We start from the raw sequence: 20127 nt of genomic DNA on the forward strand, positions 1-20127 counted from the left end.
AGACTGGAGCAACAAGGTAAACCTAGTAATGCATATGAATCACAAGGCTGGCGATAAAATGTATGTGGATTATGCTGGAAAGACGCTTTCAATCATAGACTGGAAAAACCGGTCAATTTGACCACCTAATTCCGGAGTAAATTGACCACCCGTTCCGGAGCAAACTGACCACCTGATTCCGGAGCAAATTGACCACCAAGTTTTGTGTTTAATTAACGATTAAAAACTATTGATTTTTTCATGTTGTTAGAACCATACATTCGTTAAAAATATACGGATTATGGCAAACAAAATAACAGACATGAGTAAAATTAGAAAAGTAATTAAATTCTATTGTAATGGAAAGAGTAAGTTGTTTATAAGTAGCTACTTATCCCTTTCAAGAAATACGGTAAAGAAATATATTTCTTTATTTGAAGTTCTCGGATTGAGCTTTGAATTAATCGACCAAAAAACCGATGCAGAGCTGGAACTTTTATTCTCCCAAACTAGTGTAGAGGCCATTAGCCCTAGATTACAGACACTTTATGATTTTTTTCCTAAAATGGAACGCGAACTAAAAAAAGTTGGCGTTACCGTACAGCATATGTGGGAACAATATATCGCTGTAAATCCTGATGGTTATCGAACTTCACAATTTCATTATCACTACAATATATGGGGCAAACGAGTTAATCCGGTCATGCATATGAACCATAAGGCTGGTGATAAAATGTATGTTGATTATGCCGGAAAGACACTCTCAATTATTGATATAGATACCGGAGAAGTCAAAGAAGTACAATTTTTTGTAGCAATATTAGGCGCTAGCCAATACACGTATGCTGAAGCTTCCATGAGCCAGCAAAAGGTAAACTTTGTTGACTCAGTAGAGAATGCCATGCGCTTTTTTGAAGGTACTCCTGCTGCCATTGTTCCGGATAATTTAAAATCTGCAGTAATAAAAAGCAGTCGTTTTGAACCGACAATCAATGAAACCCTGGCTGATTTAGCAGAACACTACGAAACTACAATCCTGCCTGCGAGAGCTTACAGGCCCAGAGACAAATCATTAGTTGAAGGAGCTGTTAAGATATTATATCGAAGGATTTATGTAACCATAAAAGAAACCAAGTTCTTTTCTCTGGAAGAATTAAATCAGCAGATCTGGGATTTACTTGACTCTCATAATAACAGAAAACTAACAGGACGCCCTTATTCCCGCTTTGAATTATTTTTAGAAGACGAGAAAGAAAAACTGCGTCCACTGCCACAAGATCGTTTTGAAATTAAATACCAATCTTTTGCAACAGTAATGCAAAACGGTCATGTTCAATTAAGCCAGGACAAAAACTATTACAGCGTTCCGTATCAATATGTAAAAAAGAAAGCAAAGCTGTTATATACCAAATCAACGGTAGAGATTTATTATAAATACAATCGAATAGCTGTACATCCAAGAAACTACAAACCTTATGTCTATACAACAACCCCTGAGCATTTAGCCAGTACACATCAATTTGTAGCCCAATGGAGTGCAGCCCGCTTCATTGAATGGGCTAATAATATTGATGAGTCAGTAGGAGAATATATAATGCAGATAATCGAAAGCAGAAATCATCCAGAACAGGCTTATAAAAGTTGTTTAGGAATACTGAATTTTGAAAAAAAGGTAGGTAGACAGCGATTAATAAATGCCTGCAGGCGGGCACTTGATTTTAAAATTTACAATTTTAAGACCATACAAAATATTTTAGAAAACAACTTGGATCATATTGATTTTGATCAAGAACCTGAGCAGGAACTTCCCAATCACAGTAACATAAGAGGAAAACACTATTATAACTAAATTAAATCTTGAAAAAATGAATGAATCCACAGTTACCAAAATGAAACAGATGAAGCTTTATGGCATGTTTAATGCTTTTAAAACAGCCATTGAAAGCGGAAAAACAGATCATTATACCCTTGACCAGTTTGTATCGATGATTATTGATGCAGAATGGGATGAAAGGTACAATCGTCGTATTGAACGAAGTATCACTAATGCCAAATTCCATTACAAATCAAATATTGAAAGTATCAATTTTGATGTATCACGTAATCTGGACCGAAACATGGTACTGCGTCTGGCAGAATGCGAATTTATAGAGAAAAACGAAAACATCTTAATCACTGGAAGTACCCGGGTTTGTAAAAGTTATTTAGGTACCGCATTAGGTTATCAAGCCTGTATACAAGGTTTTAAGGTAAGTTATTTTAATACCTCAAAATTATTCGCTAGACTAAAAATGGCTAAAGCAGATGGTACTTATCTGCGGGAACTTACCAAAATACAAAGACAGGATGTTATAATACTTGATAATTTTGGACTCCAGGCACTTGACAGCCATAACCGAATTACTCTTTTAGAGATCATAGAGGACAGGCATAATAACGGCTCTATCATCGTGACATCACAAATCCCAGTTCAGGGCTGGTATGATATCATTGGAGAAAAAACGATAGCCGATGCAATATTAGACAGACTGATACACCAATCTCACAGGCTTGAATTACATGGAGAATCGATGAGAAAGAAAAGAGGAATAAACAAAGAGTGATATTTTATTATATTTGAATACTAATTAACAGATGAAAAAATATAGTTTTTAATCAAAACGGAGGTGGTCATTTTGCTCCGGAATTAGGTGGTCATTTTGAAATGGAATCAGGTGCTCACTTTAAAACGGTGATCAATATCACCGGAATTTGCAGGTCTGGATGATTTTGATTTAAAAAAGATTGATAAATATTTATGGATAAAAGGAAAAGAACATTTCGCTAAAAATTACAAACAAAAGTAGAACTACTGCATACAAGAGCTGCTATAGCCTTAGCCCTGGAGTGATCCACTTGGTCCATTTGCTGCGGCTTTGGCTGCCCAATCGGACGGCATATACAGCAGAATAAGGCCTGATTTAATACCAAACCCGATGCAATGCCAGAATATTGCGCACAATTGGTCTTAAAAAAAACCAATAAAAGCAAACAAATTTACAATGACTGAAATATTAAAACTACTATTGCTTGTCCCATTGATTTCTTGCGGACAAGAAAAAAGCGAAACCGGACCTGAATATCCAGCTTATGTTGGAGACATCGGATTCAATGCAGAAATGGACAATAAAGATTTCGAGCTATGTTTTGAAAAACATATATTTCAATACTTTAATACCGGTAATGGTCTTGAATATGATGGGGAAAAATCAGCTATTGAGAAAGAGTTTGCTGAAAAATATAAATCTGAAATCATTAAAAATGAAACAGGGCTCATCAGAATCAATTTTGTTGTCAGCTGCAAAGGAAAAACAGACCGATTTCGTTTGATTGGCATGGATGAAAACTACAATGAAAAAATTTTTGTCAAATCAATAACAGAACAGCTTATGGGCATTACAAAAAGCTTAAAAGGCTGGAAGGGGAAAAAATACAGCGAAAAGGAAATCGACTATTACCAATACTTGATCTTTAAAATTGAAAATGGACAATTAAAAGAAATACTGCCTTGAAAAATATAGCTTACTTGTTCTTGCTTTGCCCTATTTATTTGTTTTCCCAGCCAAACTGCAATGCTTTTTTATTCACAGGCGACACCCTGCAATACAAAGCGTGCATTGAAGCGGAAAAAGCGGAAAAATTTTATCAATTTCAAAGAGAGTTTCAAGAAACTCTTGATAATGCAATTAAAATCTGTCCAAATTTCGCATATGCTTACCGGGAGAAATCAACAGCATATTTAAAAAGCGGAGATTTTTTGACCTGGAAAAAATTGATTGACAGAGCAGTTGATTTGGATTTCGGCTTAAATTTAGGCTACCGCGGCTGGTGCCGTTATCAATTTTTCCGGGATTATAAGGGGGCTATTGAAGATATTGAAAGACTTGATAGTTTGGCAGATTATGATATTGGATATTCAACAAATGGAGATTATCATTTGAACATTACAAAAGCTGTCTGCTACAGTGCATTGAATCAAAAGAAAAAAGCAATCAAAATATTCAAAGAACAATTAAAGACAAAAGATTATTCGCCCGGACTATATGATTATTATCAGTTAGGGGTAACTTATTATGAAATCAAAGACTTTGCAAATGCTTTAAAGTCATTTGAAAAACAAACTGAAATAAACGAGTTTGCTGACAATTCCTATTACAAATGCAAGATTTACAAAATCTTAGACAACCAAAAAGAATATAAAAAGTACAAAGAAACTGCATTGCTGCTTTATGCCGGAAATAAAAAATTGTTCGACCCATATACTCGGCATTTTAATAGCGTCTATTACCAAACAATTAAAAATGAATAAAAAACTGCTGGTAGCGGCTGGCAGCAATCGAAATTATATTTCCCAAAAGAAAAAGAGAGAAAAAAGACTGGAAGAAGAAAATACCCATAATTAAAATGGCAGCTGTTAAAAAACGGATTCAACTTCCTAGCCCCGATAGCAGCGGAAATCCTTCTGGGCCGGGTTTCGGCCCAGAAGATTGCAGCGCATAGCGGGAAAAAGCTCCCAAAAAATAATATCATATGCAATCTAAAGAACCCAACAACAACAACAACAACAACAACAACAACAACAACAACAACAACATTTCAAGTGAATAAAATACTAAACAATCTAATAGGCCATTTGGCAGAGAACCCAAGGAAACTTTTCCTTATTGACTCTTTAGGGGCAGTTTTGACAGCATTTTTCCTGTTTACAATAATGCGGCACTTTAATGAATATTTTGGAATTCCAAAAACTGCATTGGCTTACCTTGCGGTAATAGCAGTTTGTTTCTGTTTTTATTCGAGTGCCTGTTTTTTGTTTTTAAAAAGACGCTGGGCACTTTTCATAAGCCTTATCGGCTTTGCAAACCTGCTTTATTGCGTGCTGGCAATCGGACTGCTGATTAAATACTGCCATTTGCTGACAATAATTGGGACGGCCTATTTTTTGATTGAAATAGTAATTATCTGCGGACTTAGTTATATCGAACTCAATGCGGCAAAAAGAAATAAAAAAAAAGCAGCTGACAACTAAACTGCTCGCAGGAAAGCACTTCTTGCAGCCGCTGCAGCGGATTTTTGCAATTGGTTTAATAGAAAATCAGCGCAGTATCTGGGATGATCTACCTGGTCGCCTCGCCTGTACCCTGTAGGAACAAGGATTAAAGATAAAAGTTTTCTCAACGGCTAAGAAATTAGTATTTAAAAACTAAAAGCCGAAACATAAAAAATGAATTTAGCCCGGATTGCTTCACCGGTTCGCTGCTGCTCGGGATGGAAAAATGGCTCAACCGGTATCATAAGGAGAAAATAAACGGCTGACAATGGGAAATGAGACGCCGGTCTTATTATTCTAAAAGAAGTCCATAAATTACTGCATCTAAAATAAAAACTCTATTGCAGAAGCCGGCAGCCTATCATATTTATGAACCTCAGGCATCTGATGGCTAAAAAAGTAAACATAAACACTCGCAAATAGCATTCCATTGGGCACCCTACATTATCTCAGGTGCCGCAGCCTTAAATGTCAAGGGACAAAAGTGGATTCTTATACCGCTAAATGTATCCAAAAATAGTTTTATTGTAGCCAAAACTAACAATGTAGTTAAAAGTGATAAGGTCTAATATATGCATTTGTCTTTTGAGATAATTCGCATTTAATCAGTTAAAGCAATCGTCTGTTTTGCTACAAGATCCAAAATGAATTGTGTATTGCAGCATTTTGCATATCAGTTATTTAGAAATAACAATATCAATCCTTGCGATGCGAAAAACCTGATTTGAAGCAATAGAAACATCACTCCGTCATGAAGCCGTAATGGCTTTGACCATATTTGAATGCAGCATCAATGCTGCAGTTTATAGAAATATAATATAGGGCAAAGACAAAAATTTTTGTTGTTTATTTCTTTGGGACATGCAGCTTTACATGTTTATTGAAAAAAAAATATTTTCAAATTGCGCACTGTATAATTATACTCTAAATGTGCAAAGATTCTCTATGAATTCGGCTTATATAAAATATTCTCGAACATCCTCTTGATATTAGTAAGCTGGTTTTAACTTGTCATTTATTTTAAAGTTAATGTTTTTGTTTTAAAATAAAAACTGGACTGAGCCAGAAAACAGTGTTCTTCTATAAATGGCATAATTGATTCTGGATTGCTATCTGCAACACAAATCATGCTGTTTAAATAATTGCCTTTTTGATTGCTAAAAAGCATAATATCTTCGCCGACTATTCTAACTTTAAAAAAAATATTATGAAGAATACCTCTTTTATTTTAATGTTGCTATGCTGCTTTTCTTTAGCAATTAATGCTAAAAATACAGAAGTTTATCCAACAAATTGGTGGGTAGGAATGAAGACCAATTCCATTCAATTATTAATTCGAAGTACTGATGACTCTTTTACTACAGATAAAATCAACATCAATTATCCGGGAATAGCGATAAACAAAACTTATTCCTTTCCAAATTCAAAATACATTGCGGTAGATATTACTATTTCACCCGAAACTGCTGCTGGTGATGTAATTATTGAATTGAATCAAAAATCTGGGAAACAGAAAATAAAATGGCCTATATACAACCGAAGAGCTGGTAACGGAATACAATATGCTCAGGGAGTGACTTCCAGCGACTTTATCGAATTGATTATGGTTGATCGCTTTAGTAATGGAGATACTGCCAATGATAAAATCAAAGGAATGCGTGACCAGTCCCTTAATCGAAAAGAAATGTATGATCGTCATGGAGGAGATTTGCAAGGTGTGATTAATAATCTGGACTATATTCAGGGGCTTGGAGTTACAGCATTGTGGTTTACTCCGGTTATGGAAAATGATATGGAGAAAAGAACTGAGCATGGTTACGCAATTACAAATCATTACAAAATTGATCGAAGATATGGAGGAGATGCGATGTATGAAAAATTGAGCAATCAGCTTCACTCAAGAGGAATGAAGCTTATTTTTGATGCAGTTTATAATCACATCGGATCGTTTCATTTTCTAGAATTAGATCCTCCTGCAAATGACTGGGTTCACCGCTGGCCAGAATATACTCAAACCAATTATAGAGAAATCCCGCTTTTTGATCCTTACGGAACAAAATCTGACAAAAAGAAAATGAGCGATGGCTGGTTTGATAAAATAATGCCAGACATTAATCAAGATAATCCGTTTATGGCCAATTTCATTATCCAAAATTGCATTTGGCATATTGAAAAGTTTGGTATTGATGGAGTTCGCCTTGATACTTATACCTATAATGACCTGAATTTTGCCAACCGCTGCAACAAAGCTATAATGGATGAGTTTCCTAAGATTTCCATTTTTGGCGAAATCATGGTGCACGGGGTAGCAAATCAGGCTTATTTTGAGCAGAATAATATAGATACACCGTTCAAAAGCAATTTGCCTTCAGTTGTAGATTTTCAGAGTCTGTATTACGGAATCATTCCAGCTTTGACAGAACCTTTTGGGTGGAAAGGCGGAGTCAATCAATTGTATTATACTTTGAGCAGTGATTTTTTGAGTAAAAATCCAATGCAGAAAGTATTGCTTTTGGACAATCATGACGAGGCTCGATTTTTTTCATTAATGGGAGAAAATGCAGAAAAGCAAAAAATTGGGTTTCAGTGGCTGCTGACCTGCAGAGGAATTCCACAGCTATATTATGGTTCTGAAGTTTTGATGAAGGGATTTAAAAATCCAGATGGCTTACTAAGAGCTGATTTTCCAGGAGGATGGAAAGAAGATGAGAAAAATGCTTTTACAGGAAAAGGAATGACTGATGACGAAAAATCGACACAGGAATTGGTTCGCAAGCTGGCTAATTTTAGAAAAAATGCATCAGCAATCAAAACGGGAAAAATGATGCACTATACGCCTGTAGATGGCTTATATGTTTATTTTAGATATGATGACAGCCAAACAATAATGTGTGTGATGAATACAAGCAATTCTGAAAAAGAAATTGATTTTCAAAAATATAATGAAAGGACAGCCGGTTTTGCTTCTGCTAAAAATGTTATTACAGAAGAAAAAATTTCGACTTCTCAAAAAACAGTTATTCCAGCAACAAAAATGTGGGTTCTGGAATTAAGTAAATAAAAAAATCGGCAAAAATAACCAATATGGCTTTACAGCGAATAAAGATTTTGCTGACAGTCTTCTTTTCAATTCAATATTGTTTAGCACAGGAACAGTCTAAAATTGAAAAAAGAAGTTATACCACAAAATCATTAGAAAATAATAAAGCTCCAATAATTGATGGAATTTTAACCGATTCAAGCTGGGATATCGTAGATTGGCAAACCGATTTTATAGAGAATCTTCCCGATGAAAATACAGCTCCAACAGAGCAGACTAAGTTTAAAATTCTTTACGATGCTAAATTTTTATATGTTGCTTTCAAGTGTTATGATAAAGAGCCCGAAAAAATTGTAAAACGTTTGTCAAGACGAGATGGTTTTGACGGCGATTTTGTCGAAGTGAATATTGATAGTTATCACGACAAGCGTACTGGATTTTCGTTTACTATTTCGGCATCGGGAGTTAAAAGCGATGAATTTATTGCAGATAATGGGAATAACTGGGATGCAAGCTGGAATCCGATTTGGTATGTAAAAACAAATATTGACTCAGAAGGCTGGACTGCTGAAATGAAAATTCCGCTCAGTCAGTTAAAATTCAGTGCGGGCAAAGATCAAATTTGGGGTTTTCAAGCTACGCGCAGGTATTTTCGAAAACAGGAGCGATCGGTTTGGCAACGTATCCCGGCTGATGCGCCGGGCTGGGTAAGTGAATTTGGAAATTTAGAGGGTTTAGCCAATCTTAAACCCCAAAAACAATTGGAAATTCAGCCTTACTTTTTAACGCAGCTTGATACATATGAACAAGAAAACGGAAATCCATTTAGAGACGGGGAAGATCTCACATTAAATGCGGGACTTGATGCTAAAATTGGAGTTACAAATGATTTGACGCTGGATTTGACTATAAACCCTGATTTTGGTCAGGTTGAGGCCGATCCTGCTGTAATTGCTTTGGATGGATTTCAGATATTTCTTCAAGAGAGACGTCCTTTTTTTATCGAAAACAAAAACATTTTCGATTGCAATTTTGGAAACAATGAAGACAATCTTTTTTATTCCAGACGTATCGGTCGAAGTCCGCAAGGGATAATTACAACTCAAAAAGAAGATTTTATCAAACGTCCTCAAAATACAACCATTTTGGGTGCCGCAAAATTTAGCGGGAAAACAAAAAATGGTTGGTCATTAGGAATTATGGAAAGCGTTACGGCAGACGAATATGTCAAAATCGATAACGGTCAAGAACGACAAGAAGTTCATGTAGAACCGCTTACCAATTATTTTGTAGGCCGTGTTCAAAAAGATTTTAATGACCGAAATAGTTTTCTGGGAGCAATCTTAACGGCAACCAACAGAAATACAGATGAACCGCAATTTCTACTTTTGCGAAAAGCAGCATATACCGGCGGATTGGATTTCAAGCACAATTGGAAAAATCGGAAATATTTTATAGGTGGAAATGTAATTTTAAGTCATGTCTTAGGTTCAAGAGAATCGATTACGAACACGCAGAAAGAAATTTCACATTTGTTTCAAAGAGCAGATGCTGATTATGTTTCTGTTGATGAAAGCAGAACGTCACTTACGGGGACGGGAGGAAAGATTGAAGCAGGAAAAGCAGCTGAGGGACACTGGCGATATAATGCGACACTAACCTGGCGTTCGCCGGAATTGGAGCTCAATGACATTGGCTTTCTGCGTCAGGCGGATGAAATCAAGCAGACTTTCTATGTAAGCTATCAATCTTTAAAACCTTTTGGGATTTTCAGAAGCGGAATGGTGCGTTTAGAACCTTTTGTAACCTACGATTTTGGAGGTTTTCACAATCGGACTTATTATGATCTTTTGGGGAAATCAGAATTTAAGAACTATTGGTGGGCGAATATCGGTTTTTCTTATAAACCTAGAATCTATAATAATGCCTATTTGCAGGGCGGGCCAAAATTTAGATTTTCAGAAGAATTTGTAAGCTATAATACTTTTGGTTCGGATCCGCGAAAAAAGCTTCGTTTTCAAGCTGGAGTGTTTTTCGCCCAAGGAAAAAACAATTCTTTCTCGTATAAGGCAATAGATCCTAGTGTGACGTATCAGCCAACAAATGCGTTGTCGATTACTTTGAATCCAAATTTCAATGTTAATCAGAGTAAAACACAATATGTAACGCAATCAAATTATGAAAACGGAATTCGATATATAACTTCGCATTTGGAACAGCAGACATTAAGCGCTTCATTGCGGCTCAATTATAGCATAAATCCCAATTTTACTATTCAGTATTATGGACAGCCATTTGTGTCAACTGGAAAATATTCAGATTTTAATTACGTTACCAACCCCCGTGCAGCCTATTTTGCAGATAGAGTTGTAACATACAATCAAAAGCAGATTTCATTTGATAGTGCAACAAATATTTATAATGTTGACGAAAATCAAAATGGGACCAAAGACTATTCCTTTCGTAATCCTGACTTTTCATTTGTTCAGTTCCGCTCCAATTTGGTTTTAAGATGGGAATATATACCAGGCTCAGAAATTTATTTGGTTTGGTCGCAAGGAACAAATGGTTCGGGAAATCCTATGGACGATTTATTTGTTAATCTGGACACACAAATTTTAGGCAAACAACCGCAGAATACATTTATTTTCAAAATGACCTATCGCTTTTTGCTATGAAGAAAAAACTAATCTCTAAAAAATAAAAAATGTTTAAAAAAAATATACTCTTACATCTGATTCTTTTTCCTCTTTGTATCTTTTCGCAATCGGATGAGATTGAAAAATCAGTCCAATATTTATCCAATAACAAAAATACGCCAGAGGAATATATTGCTTCAAAATTTGCTCAAAAGGATATAATCCTTCTGTCAGAAGAGCATCGGGTTAAGGAAAATCTTCAATTTGTAAAGAGTTTGATTCCTGTTTTATATCAAAATAAAGTATATAATTTAGGAATGGAATTTGGCGCAAGTGAAAATCAAGCGCAACTAGATTCTTTAATTTCTGCTCCTGAATATAACAAGGATTTAGCTCGAAAATTAATGTTTAACTACAATTCAGGGTGGGCTTTTAAGGGGTATACCGATTTGTATGAGGCTGCATGGTCATTTAATAGATCCCTTCCTAAATCTTCGAAAAAATTTCGTATTTTAAATTTAAGCTATCGTTACGATTGGTCTTCCTTTTCTGGACAACGAACTTCTGAAAAAATGAAGAAAGTTTTTTACAAAGGAAACACTGAAACATATCGATTCTCTATTGTAGAGAAAGAAATTGTTACTAAGAGAGAGAAAATTTTGATTCTCACCGGAGATGTCCATGCATTTACAAAGTATAAATTTCCAGTTTATGATTTTTTGGGTACTGATTTTATAAGATTTGAAGATGGCTATTTTGGGAATCAGCTTTATGCTAAATATCCACGATTAGTTTATTCTGTTTTATTGCATAAACCTTTCAGTAATCGTCCTGATACAAAACCGAATTTGATTTCTCCGGCAGATGGAAAAATCGAAATTATAATGGAGAAAATCAATAATACACCAGTTGGTTTCGATTTGGCTGATACTCCACTTGGAAAGCTTAAGGATAATAGTTATTATTCAATGGGATATCAGGACTTTACTTTGGAAAATTTTTATGATGGCTATATATTTCTGGCACCAATAAATAAACTTTCTGGTTGCGATATTGATCCGAAATTTTTAACTGCGAGCAATTGGAATGAAGCCCAGGAAAATGTAGCAGATCCTGATTGGAGGCCAAGGCCAAAAAACATGGAGGAATATTGGAAACAGATTCGGGAATATGGAGATATTGCAAAGAAATATGGTGAGGTAGACAAGTATTGAGGTTAAACGCATTCAAATTAAAAATCCCTATTTCATAGCAGGCCACCGCTTTGCAAGAAACCATACATTATCTAACCGAAGTCATACTGCATAAATGCGGCCTTTACAAATAGCGGTACATGAGAATGCACCGCTAATTGACGCAAAACCATCTATGCCACCAGCTATTCCTCGATTGCTTCGCCAGTTCGTTTTGCTAATGTGCAGTGGAAATCCCTTTGTGAACGCACAGTTGGAAAAGCTCATGAAAAACAATATTAAACCTAAAAAAACATTAAATACAATGACGATACTGATCACCCAAATTAGATTCCGCTGACCATTGCTGATACTAATTAATTTACCGGCCAGATTATCTGATAGCTATTTTAAGCGTTACCCGCATAACTGGTCCAAACCTTCCTCCAAAAAACAATAGTAGAAATAATTAAAAAAATAAAATGACAACACAGATCTACCGGAAAATGTCGGTCATGATGGCAAGAATTTTAAAAATAAAAACAAGAGGTTCTTACAAATCCATCTTGATTTTTTTGTATATATAATAAATCGAGTTATTGACCATCCATGCATAAGCACATAAACCTTGCCATAGTTTTTGAAAGCCCACCCTTGGGTACGGAAAACCAATAGTCCAAATACGTCAGTAGCTCATCCATATAACTATTGCAGCTCACGGGTATAGCACCTCAGAAGATTACAAGTACATTTAACCCTGCAGATAATCATTCTGTTTTCAATAAATTTAGTAAAAATCAACATCAGTTATATAATATAACCTTTTCGGTCAAGTAAAGATGCAGCCATGCCAGAAAAAACACAAACCAATACCGACAGATGGTGTATTCTAATACCGATTTTTGCTCCAATAGAGATTCCTGCCAGAACCATACTGCTGGAAGAAGGCAGTGTTTCAAAAACAATGTTTTTCATTGAAAAAGGATGTCTTAGGACCTGTACCTAAATCATACAAGTCATCCCACAAGATTACATTGCTTCCTATTTTAGGCATCACATCTATATCGCTCATCAGGGTTCTCAACAGGCGATAAAAACTTTTTTTTAAAACAATTGTTATCGATAGTCTGTCTAGTGATTTGCTAATTTTGCGGTTTATCCTTACAGAAGAAAATTACAGAACCATGATACACGCTTTTAGAACATTAGTCAAAAAAAGACACCGATCAATAAAATAAAATCTGTTCTTAATTCAAACTTACAGGACATACAGCCAAATTTTGACCTCGAAGATTTCGATAAAATTCTGCGGATTGAAAGCAGAAAAAAAATAACTTATAATAGATGACTATTTAGCGGAAACATATTACTATTTAGCATTAGCATACAAAAAAGAGAGCAATATAAGTTTGTTCAAAGATTTTTTTAAAAGGCAAAGATTTTTTTAAAAGGCAAAGATTTTTTTAAAAGGCAAAGATTTTTTTAAAAGGCAAAGATTTTTATAAGAAAGGATATGCAATTAAAGAATAATTACACTTATCCCTTGATAAAATTTACTATCAAGAAATAGAAAAATTGTTAAAATAATTTCTTGCCTGATTCTGAAAATAACATGACAAAAAGAATCAGCGAAGCCGATCGAGAAGTGAGCATTATGATTCAAAATATTGTAGCTACAGCAGTGAGGGCTATCAAAAAAAAAAGAATATAACCTAACTACGAACAAACTATTGATTGGCAGTAATTTCGATTTGTCCCGATAGCATTATTAAAAAAAGGCCATCCTAAGATGGCCTTTTTTAATAATGAAAAATTAATAATTTTTTGTAACAGTGTAAGTTTTTGCAGTGAAGTCAACAACAATAGTATAGTTTCCTGCTGTTACAATTGGAATATTCGTGCCGCCTGCATCTAAAGTTCCATCACTTCCATTATCGCCGTAATTTGTTGCCCAGTCATCATCTAATCTAAATTTGATTTCCCCCGCGGCTAAATCCATCGTGATGGAATATTTTTTAGAAGCTGAATTATAATTTAAGTCAGCATCGGCTGTCCAACCGTCACCACCTGTTGCTGCTGCCGTCGCGCTGCCAATTATGCCCCAGTTTGGCCATGCAGGGTATGGCGTTACGGTGATAGTGTAAAAATTAGATGTTTGCGGCAGTGCGTTAACTGCACCGACTGTAGATCTAATTCGTACATCCAGCTTTCCTTCGACAAAAGATGTAAGCCCAGCATTTAAAGCGACGGCATTTAATTCTTCAACTGTAAAGCTTTTAAATGTAGCGGTGGTTACACTCGCTATAGTAGGATTTTTAAAATCGGTACCAGCTTTTGCCACTTCAATTGTATAATTAATAACTGTTTCAGTTCCCTCATAATGTGCTTCATTCCAAACAAAAGTAGTCGCTAAGCTTGTAGCATTGGCATTTTCGAGCACAATATTAAAATTAGATTGCGGAGTGAGCAGTACTGGCGCAATCCCCTCAGTGATTACCGGTCTGTTTTCAACATCATCAGCATTACATGACACTATTAATATGGCAATTAATGCAGCCAGAATTTTATATATATTTTTCATTTTATTATCTTTTATATGTTAGTTATATCCAGGGTTTTGTTTTAAAGTCGGGTTAGCTTGAATGGTTGTGCTGGGAATTGGCATAATATCTCTGTAGGATTGTGTAGAAGTCCCATTTTGAATGCCTCCCTTCCATTGCCATAGTTTACTTGAACCGGTAAATTTGTCAAATCGAATTAAATCAGTTCGCCTGTGGCATTCCCAAAACAATTCTCTTGCCCTTTCTGCAAGAATAAAATCTAATGTTAAATCGGAAGTTGAAATACTAGTTGCATTAGCTCTTTTTCTGATTTTATTCACGTAACCTAAAGCTGTTGCGATATTGCCGTTTGATGCACCTCTTAAAGTTGCTTCAGCATACATTAAATATGCATCTGACAATCTAAACATAGGAAAATCTGTATCTGGAATATCATTTCTTTGCGCTGCGCTTCCATCAGAATTTACATTAGTGTACTTGGTAACTGCGTAACCGTTTGAAAAAGCGCCTACGTTAGCAATATCTAAGGTTTGTCCATTGGTATAGAAAGTGCCTCTGACATCTCCAGTAGCATTTTCATCGGGAAACAATTGAACAAATTCTTTTCTTGTTCTGATGCCTGACCAGCCCCCATCCATCCCTTGGGTCGCGGCATCCATTGTTCCTCCTATAGAAGCGTGCAAAATGAAGCTCATACCTCCGCCTGTAGCTCTAATAGCATTACCGTCATTGATCACCGGGAAAATAAATTCATTTTGCGCTCCATTGACATTATTGTCAGCTGCAAATAAATATCGGTATGGCACATCTGCAAAACTGTAAGCTGAATTAATAACATCATTGCAGGCCGCTATTGCCTCATCATTCTTTGCCGTTCCGCTATATACTTTTGCATTAAGATAAATTTGCGCCAATAAAAATTTAGCAGCTGTTTTATCTATTCTTCCGTATTCATTTGCTCTTGAAGCGGCAAGGCTTTTGTCTAAATCTTTCAATTCGGATTCAATGAATGCAAAAACTTCTGCTCTTGCTTTTTGTTCGGGATAGAAAAAACCAACTGGGTCCTTCTCCGTGATAATAGGCACATTACCAAAGAGATCCATCAAATTATAGTATGAAAATGCTCTTAAGAAGCGGGCCTCTGCCCTAAAGGTGGTAATTTCACTTTTCAGGCTGGCATCAACACCTCTTTCTGCTAATTTTTCATCTGTGGTTTGCCTTAAAAATTCATTAGCAATACTAATATGGTAAAAAGCTCTGGAATACAATCCATATAAGAATTGATTATTGGTGCTCCACGTCTGAAAATTTAATGCTGGCAGACCATCATCTCCCCACGATACAATAGCTTCGTCCGTTGTAAACTCTTGCATTGCAAACAATAACCTCAAATAGCTGCTAAAATCTCCTCCAATTCCAGCAATATCAGCAATTCCATCACCATCATTTCCTCCGACATATAAACCTGCATACAGCTTAGCCAATCCTTGTTTATAGGATGAGGGGTCTTTAAAAAAGGAATCTGATAAAAATTCATCATCGTCTTTTGGGGTCACTTCTAGGTCGCTTGTACACGAAGTAAGCACCATATTTAATCCAAAAATGAATAGAAGAAAATAAGCTATATATTTAAATGATATTTTCATTTTTATTTTTTTAAAATTTGTTCATGAATGTACTATTACAAATTGGCATTAACTCCAAAGAAGTAAGTTCTGGCTCTTGGATAAACATTACCATCAATGCCATTAAACTGTTCAGGATCCAAACCGTCGTATTTTGTGAAAGTCAAAACATTTTGAACTCCTGCAGAAAATCTCAATGCGGCAGACTTTAATATCTTTTTCCCTAATGCATAGCCTATTGTCAGGTTATCTAATTTTATGAAAGATGCATCTTTTATGAAATAATCAGAATAGTTGCGTTGGGTTCCATTTGAATTAGTTTCAGCATCAAAACCCGTGTTATAATAATCTATAGTAACATTGGCCAAATCAGTTTCTCTTCTTAAGCCTGCCTGCAGGTATCCTTTATCAGAGCTTATATTGTCAAAAACATAATTTCCTAAACTAGCTCTCCAATTCATTGTAAAATCAAAATTTTTGTAATTCAATGTGCTGACAAAGCCAAACGTATAATCCGGTGCCGCTTTGTGAAGCCTGTAACGGTCCTCGGTGTTAATTTGCCCGTCTTTATTTCTATCTGCGTAAGCTCCTTGGATCGGTCTTTTATTTGCATCATATAGCTGCTCATAAACATAAAAGGTATTGGGAGCAAATCCTACAGAGTTAATTTGTATCTGATTACCATTACCACCTGCAATACCTCCAGTGGTATATCCTTGAAAACCCGGAACAGTAAAGCCTAAATTGGTTATTTCCTGTTTAATATAAGTTGCATTAAAAGCTAAATTCCAGTTTAAATTATCATTTTTTATAATGTCTGATTCGATGCTAAATTCAACACCATCTGTCTTTACGCTGCCTACGTTAGAAAAACCCTGATTTCTCATATTCGCGCCATCAGGATAAGCAATAAAAGCTAAAAGATCATTTGACTTTTTATTAAAATAGTTGATGGATCCTGTTATTCTATTATTGAATAATCCATAATCTAAACCTATATTGGCTTCAGCTAATTCTTCCCATTTAATGTCTGGATTATAACCTTCAGTTCTTGCTACCCTGTAGATAGTGTTTCCAAAAATATACTGAGAGTTCACCGTGCCCAAAGTCACTCTTTTTAGATAATCGTACGAAGCACTAATATCCTGCTGTCCAGTCTCACCATACCCTAATCGTAATTTAAGATTTGATAAAGCACTATTATCTTTCAAAAACGACTCACTTGAAATGTTCCATGCGAAAGCAGCGCCTGAAAAATTACCCCATCTGTTTTTTTCAGAAAAACGCGAAGTACCGTCTCTTCTATAATTCAATGTTAATAAATACCTGCCATCATATCCTAGGTTTACACGACCAAAGTAAGACTGCAAATTAATATCTGGATCCGTTTGAACATCAGGCTCAGTACCGGGAACTCTTACATTATTAGTTGTAAATCCTTCTCTTTGAAACATTTGATAGTTATAGCCTGCCGTAACATCAGTTTTAAACTTTCCTAAATCTTTGCTATAATTAAAATAGGCATTTAAGTTTTTATTTTGGCGCGAGTCCGTATAATGCGTATTTCCTCCTTTATTCACCCAATTTCCTGAGCTAAAAACATTAGGCTGATATCCAGTGGCACTTTCAGTGCTTATATCTATAAATCCGTTGCTATCAAATTTATCAATGCCCAATTCAAGCACAGCCCTTAAATCTTCAAAGAAATGCAAATTATAATCTAACCTTACATTTCCCCATTTTCTAGTAGAGGTTGAACTGTTGTTCGTCTGATCTAATAAAGCCACAGGGTTCCTTCCTGGCAATAAGGGTAAATTGCCATTTGCTTCTAACCATTCGAAATATCCGCCATAACGAGATCCCGTCTGGTATACTGGCTGCGTAGGATCAAATCCTATTGCATTGCCAATTACAGCGCCTTGATTTTGAAATCTATTTTTACCAAAAGACAAATTACCACTAATATCAACTTTTAAATGGTTATCAAATAAAACAGGATTCATAGTCAATGAAGCAGTAGTCCTCTCAAAGCTTGTATTTTTTAATATTCCAGGGTTGTTAATGTTGCCTAAAGAAAGCCTAACAGGAAGCTTGCCAAATAGCGCACCGCTTGCGGATACATTATTGTTGGTTGTCAGTACAGTATGAAAAATTTCATCTTGCCAATTTGTATTGGCAGTGCCTAACAATGCCTTCTGAGCTGCTGAACCTTTTTCATTTACTAAATTCCGAAATTGATCAGCACTCAATACATCGACTGTATCAGCAACAGTATCCACGCCGGTTTGAGAATTGAATGAAACCTTCATTCCAGCCTTAGAGCCTTTCTTTGTTGTAATTACAATTACACCATTTGCAGCCCTAGATCCATAAATTGCAGCCGCAGATGCATCTTTTAAAACTGTAAACGACTCAATATCATTAGGATCTATTGTAGCCAAAATACTTGTAGCCCCGTTCGGTACCGCATTACTAGTGGGAAGTCCGTCTATTACAATTAAAGGTTCGTTTGAAGCATTTAACGATGAGCCTCCTCTAATTCTAATGTCCGCTTTTGCTCCAGGCGCTCCTCCGCCTGTTATATTCACGCCTGAAATACGGCCCTTAATTAAACTCTCAGAAGTAACGTTAATCCCTTTATTAAAGTCTTTTGCTGCAATTTGTGAAACAGAACCTGTTGCATCTTTTTTCTTAACAGTTCCGTAACCTACCTGAACTAGAACTTCTTTGAGCTGGTTTGCATCTTCTTCTAAAAAAACATTTAATGTTTTTTGTCCTGTGTAATCAATGGTCTGGGTTTTGTATCCAATGAAAGAAACAACAATTTTGTTTCCGCTTCTAACATTTGACAGTTGGAAATTACCGTCAAATCCCGTAGATGCACCGTTTGGAGCACCTTGTACATTTAAATTTACTCCCGGTATTGGCTGACCCGTCCTTTTGTCAGCAACAGTACCGCTTAACGTGTTCTGGGCTAATACTGTAAAAGGCACCAATAGGAATAAAAATAACAACTTTCTGTAAATTGTTTTCATAAGTTTGGTTTAAATAAGTTTGGTTGTTAGTAATACTGATTTTGCAAAATCGCTATGACCTAAGGAGAGATTATTTCGATTTCGCTGAAACAAAATTATGAAGCGTTTAAAGTCTTAATTTTGACAATAAAAAAAATGTAGCTAAACGAGTTACCGCATATACACAAACACCTTAAAAACAAACAATTAACACCATTTAACACCTGTAAAAAGTAGTGCCTATGTAGTAAAAAATCAGATTTGAGCTAGGCAAATCGCATTTGCAAAAAAGTTAGTTTAACATTAGATTTATTATGCTAGTAAAAATTGTTAATTCTTTAATGCTCTGCGCTTCAATCGAAATATTTTAAATTAAAATGCCTTAAAAAAACTAATTGGTTTGATCTCTCTCAATAATCCTGAAGGCACAAAATCTAATATATTTTGTAGAAGATTTTCTGATTTGATCCTTAAGTGTTGATAATGCAGAATATGCAGGAAGATTTTTAATTCTGTCCACCGCCAAAGGTTTGTTTCAATAGTTTTTTCTTGCTAGGAATCTCCAAAGCCATAACTGAAAATTCATAATTCCCCCAAAAAAAAGTCACAAAACAGGAAGGAGAAACTTTAAGTTATCAGGCTAAATACGCAAAGGCAGATCAGAAATTGAATTTTCAGAGTAGCATCCTTGCCGAAATGGCGGGATCTTTTGAGGCTGATATACCGAATATATCTTTTAATTGTGAATATGGTCCGCTTTTGAATGCTGATGGCTAAAAAGCCATCTATCATTAAAAACTTGAAGGAGACTAAACTTCTAGAAATATTCAGCACCATAATCGTTGGAGGCTCAACTGAAAGAAAGCATTCTAGGAAGTACTTATGGGGATGCATCTTGGAATTGAAATTTTCCGAGTTGAAGTAAAAAAAAATGAATAGAACTGTTTGCACTATGAAGATAAAAACCCCTCAAATTGCTTTGAGGGGTTTAGGGATAATAAAACAGCT

The 20127-nt window shown here is 35.5% G+C and carries 12 protein-coding genes; 8 read left to right on the plus strand and 4 right to left on the minus strand.

Annotated features, from left to right (window positions below):
• Positions 1 to 280: 280 nt before the first annotated feature.
• From istA to B3J44_RS17275, 8 genes are all read left to right on the plus strand, one after another.
• On the plus strand, positions 281 to 1828 hold the full coding sequence (gene istA / locus B3J44_RS17240) for an IS21 family transposase (protein WP_286969927.1): 1548 nt from the start codon (positions 281 to 283) through the stop codon (positions 1826 to 1828).
• Positions 1829 to 1844: 16 nt separating this feature from the next.
• Positions 1845 to 2582 (plus strand): IS21-like element helper ATPase IstB, encoded by a 738-nt coding sequence (istB, locus tag B3J44_RS17245; RefSeq protein WP_286969929.1) that lies wholly within the window; start codon positions 1845 to 1847, stop codon positions 2580 to 2582.
• A gap of 438 nt (positions 2583 to 3020) precedes the next feature.
• Positions 3021 to 3530, plus strand: a complete 510-nt coding sequence (locus B3J44_RS17250; protein ID WP_286969930.1) for a hypothetical protein — start codon at positions 3021 to 3023, stop codon at positions 3528 to 3530.
• Entirely contained in the window at positions 3527 to 4327 is an 801-nt protein-coding gene (locus tag B3J44_RS17255) for a tetratricopeptide repeat protein (protein ID WP_286969931.1), read from the plus strand. The genes B3J44_RS17250 and B3J44_RS17255 overlap by 4 nt, the downstream gene beginning before the upstream one ends.
• A gap of 291 nt (positions 4328 to 4618) precedes the next feature.
• Positions 4619 to 5047: a hypothetical protein gene (locus tag B3J44_RS17260; RefSeq protein ID WP_286969933.1), complete on the plus strand. Its 429-nt coding sequence runs from the start codon at positions 4619 to 4621 to the stop codon at positions 5045 to 5047.
• 1228 nt (positions 5048 to 6275) lie between these two features.
• Positions 6276 to 8129: an alpha-amylase family glycosyl hydrolase gene (locus B3J44_RS17265; protein WP_026729741.1), complete on the plus strand. Its 1854-nt coding sequence runs from the start codon at positions 6276 to 6278 to the stop codon at positions 8127 to 8129.
• Between the two features lie 23 nt (positions 8130 to 8152).
• The gene (locus B3J44_RS17270; RefSeq protein WP_051234441.1) at positions 8153 to 10786 is read left to right on the plus strand and encodes a DUF5916 domain-containing protein; all 2634 of its coding nucleotides are present in this window, start codon (positions 8153 to 8155) and stop codon (positions 10784 to 10786) included.
• Positions 10787 to 10815: 29 nt separating this feature from the next.
• Positions 10816 to 11961: a ChaN family lipoprotein gene (locus B3J44_RS17275; protein ID WP_286969937.1), complete on the plus strand. Its 1146-nt coding sequence runs from the start codon at positions 10816 to 10818 to the stop codon at positions 11959 to 11961.
• A gap of 765 nt (positions 11962 to 12726) precedes the next feature.
• Here B3J44_RS17275 and B3J44_RS17280 read toward each other — a convergent pair.
• The 4 genes from B3J44_RS17280 to B3J44_RS17295 all read right to left on the minus strand — a co-directional run bounded on the left by B3J44_RS17280 (position 12727) and on the right by B3J44_RS17295 (position 19140).
• The gene (locus B3J44_RS17280; protein WP_157509937.1) at positions 12727 to 12894 is read right to left on the minus strand and encodes a hypothetical protein; all 168 of its coding nucleotides are present in this window, start codon (positions 12892 to 12894) and stop codon (positions 12727 to 12729) included.
• An 838-nt stretch (positions 12895 to 13732) separates the two neighbouring features.
• Entirely contained in the window at positions 13733 to 14500 is a 768-nt protein-coding gene (locus B3J44_RS17285; RefSeq protein WP_286969939.1) for a SusE domain-containing protein, read from the minus strand.
• 18 nt (positions 14501 to 14518) lie between these two features.
• Complete coding sequence (locus B3J44_RS17290) at positions 14519 to 16126, minus strand: RagB/SusD family nutrient uptake outer membrane protein (protein ID WP_286969941.1); 1608 nt, start codon at positions 16124 to 16126, stop codon at positions 14519 to 14521.
• Between the two features lie 35 nt (positions 16127 to 16161).
• The gene (locus B3J44_RS17295) at positions 16162 to 19140 is read right to left on the minus strand and encodes a SusC/RagA family TonB-linked outer membrane protein (protein WP_274257207.1); all 2979 of its coding nucleotides are present in this window, start codon (positions 19138 to 19140) and stop codon (positions 16162 to 16164) included.
• Positions 19141 to 20127: the final 987 nt, after the last annotated feature.

This window comes from Flavobacterium sp. UBA4854 (assembly GCF_002399805.1).
Taxonomy (GTDB): domain Bacteria; phylum Bacteroidota; class Bacteroidia; order Flavobacteriales; family Flavobacteriaceae; genus Flavobacterium; species Flavobacterium ginsengisoli.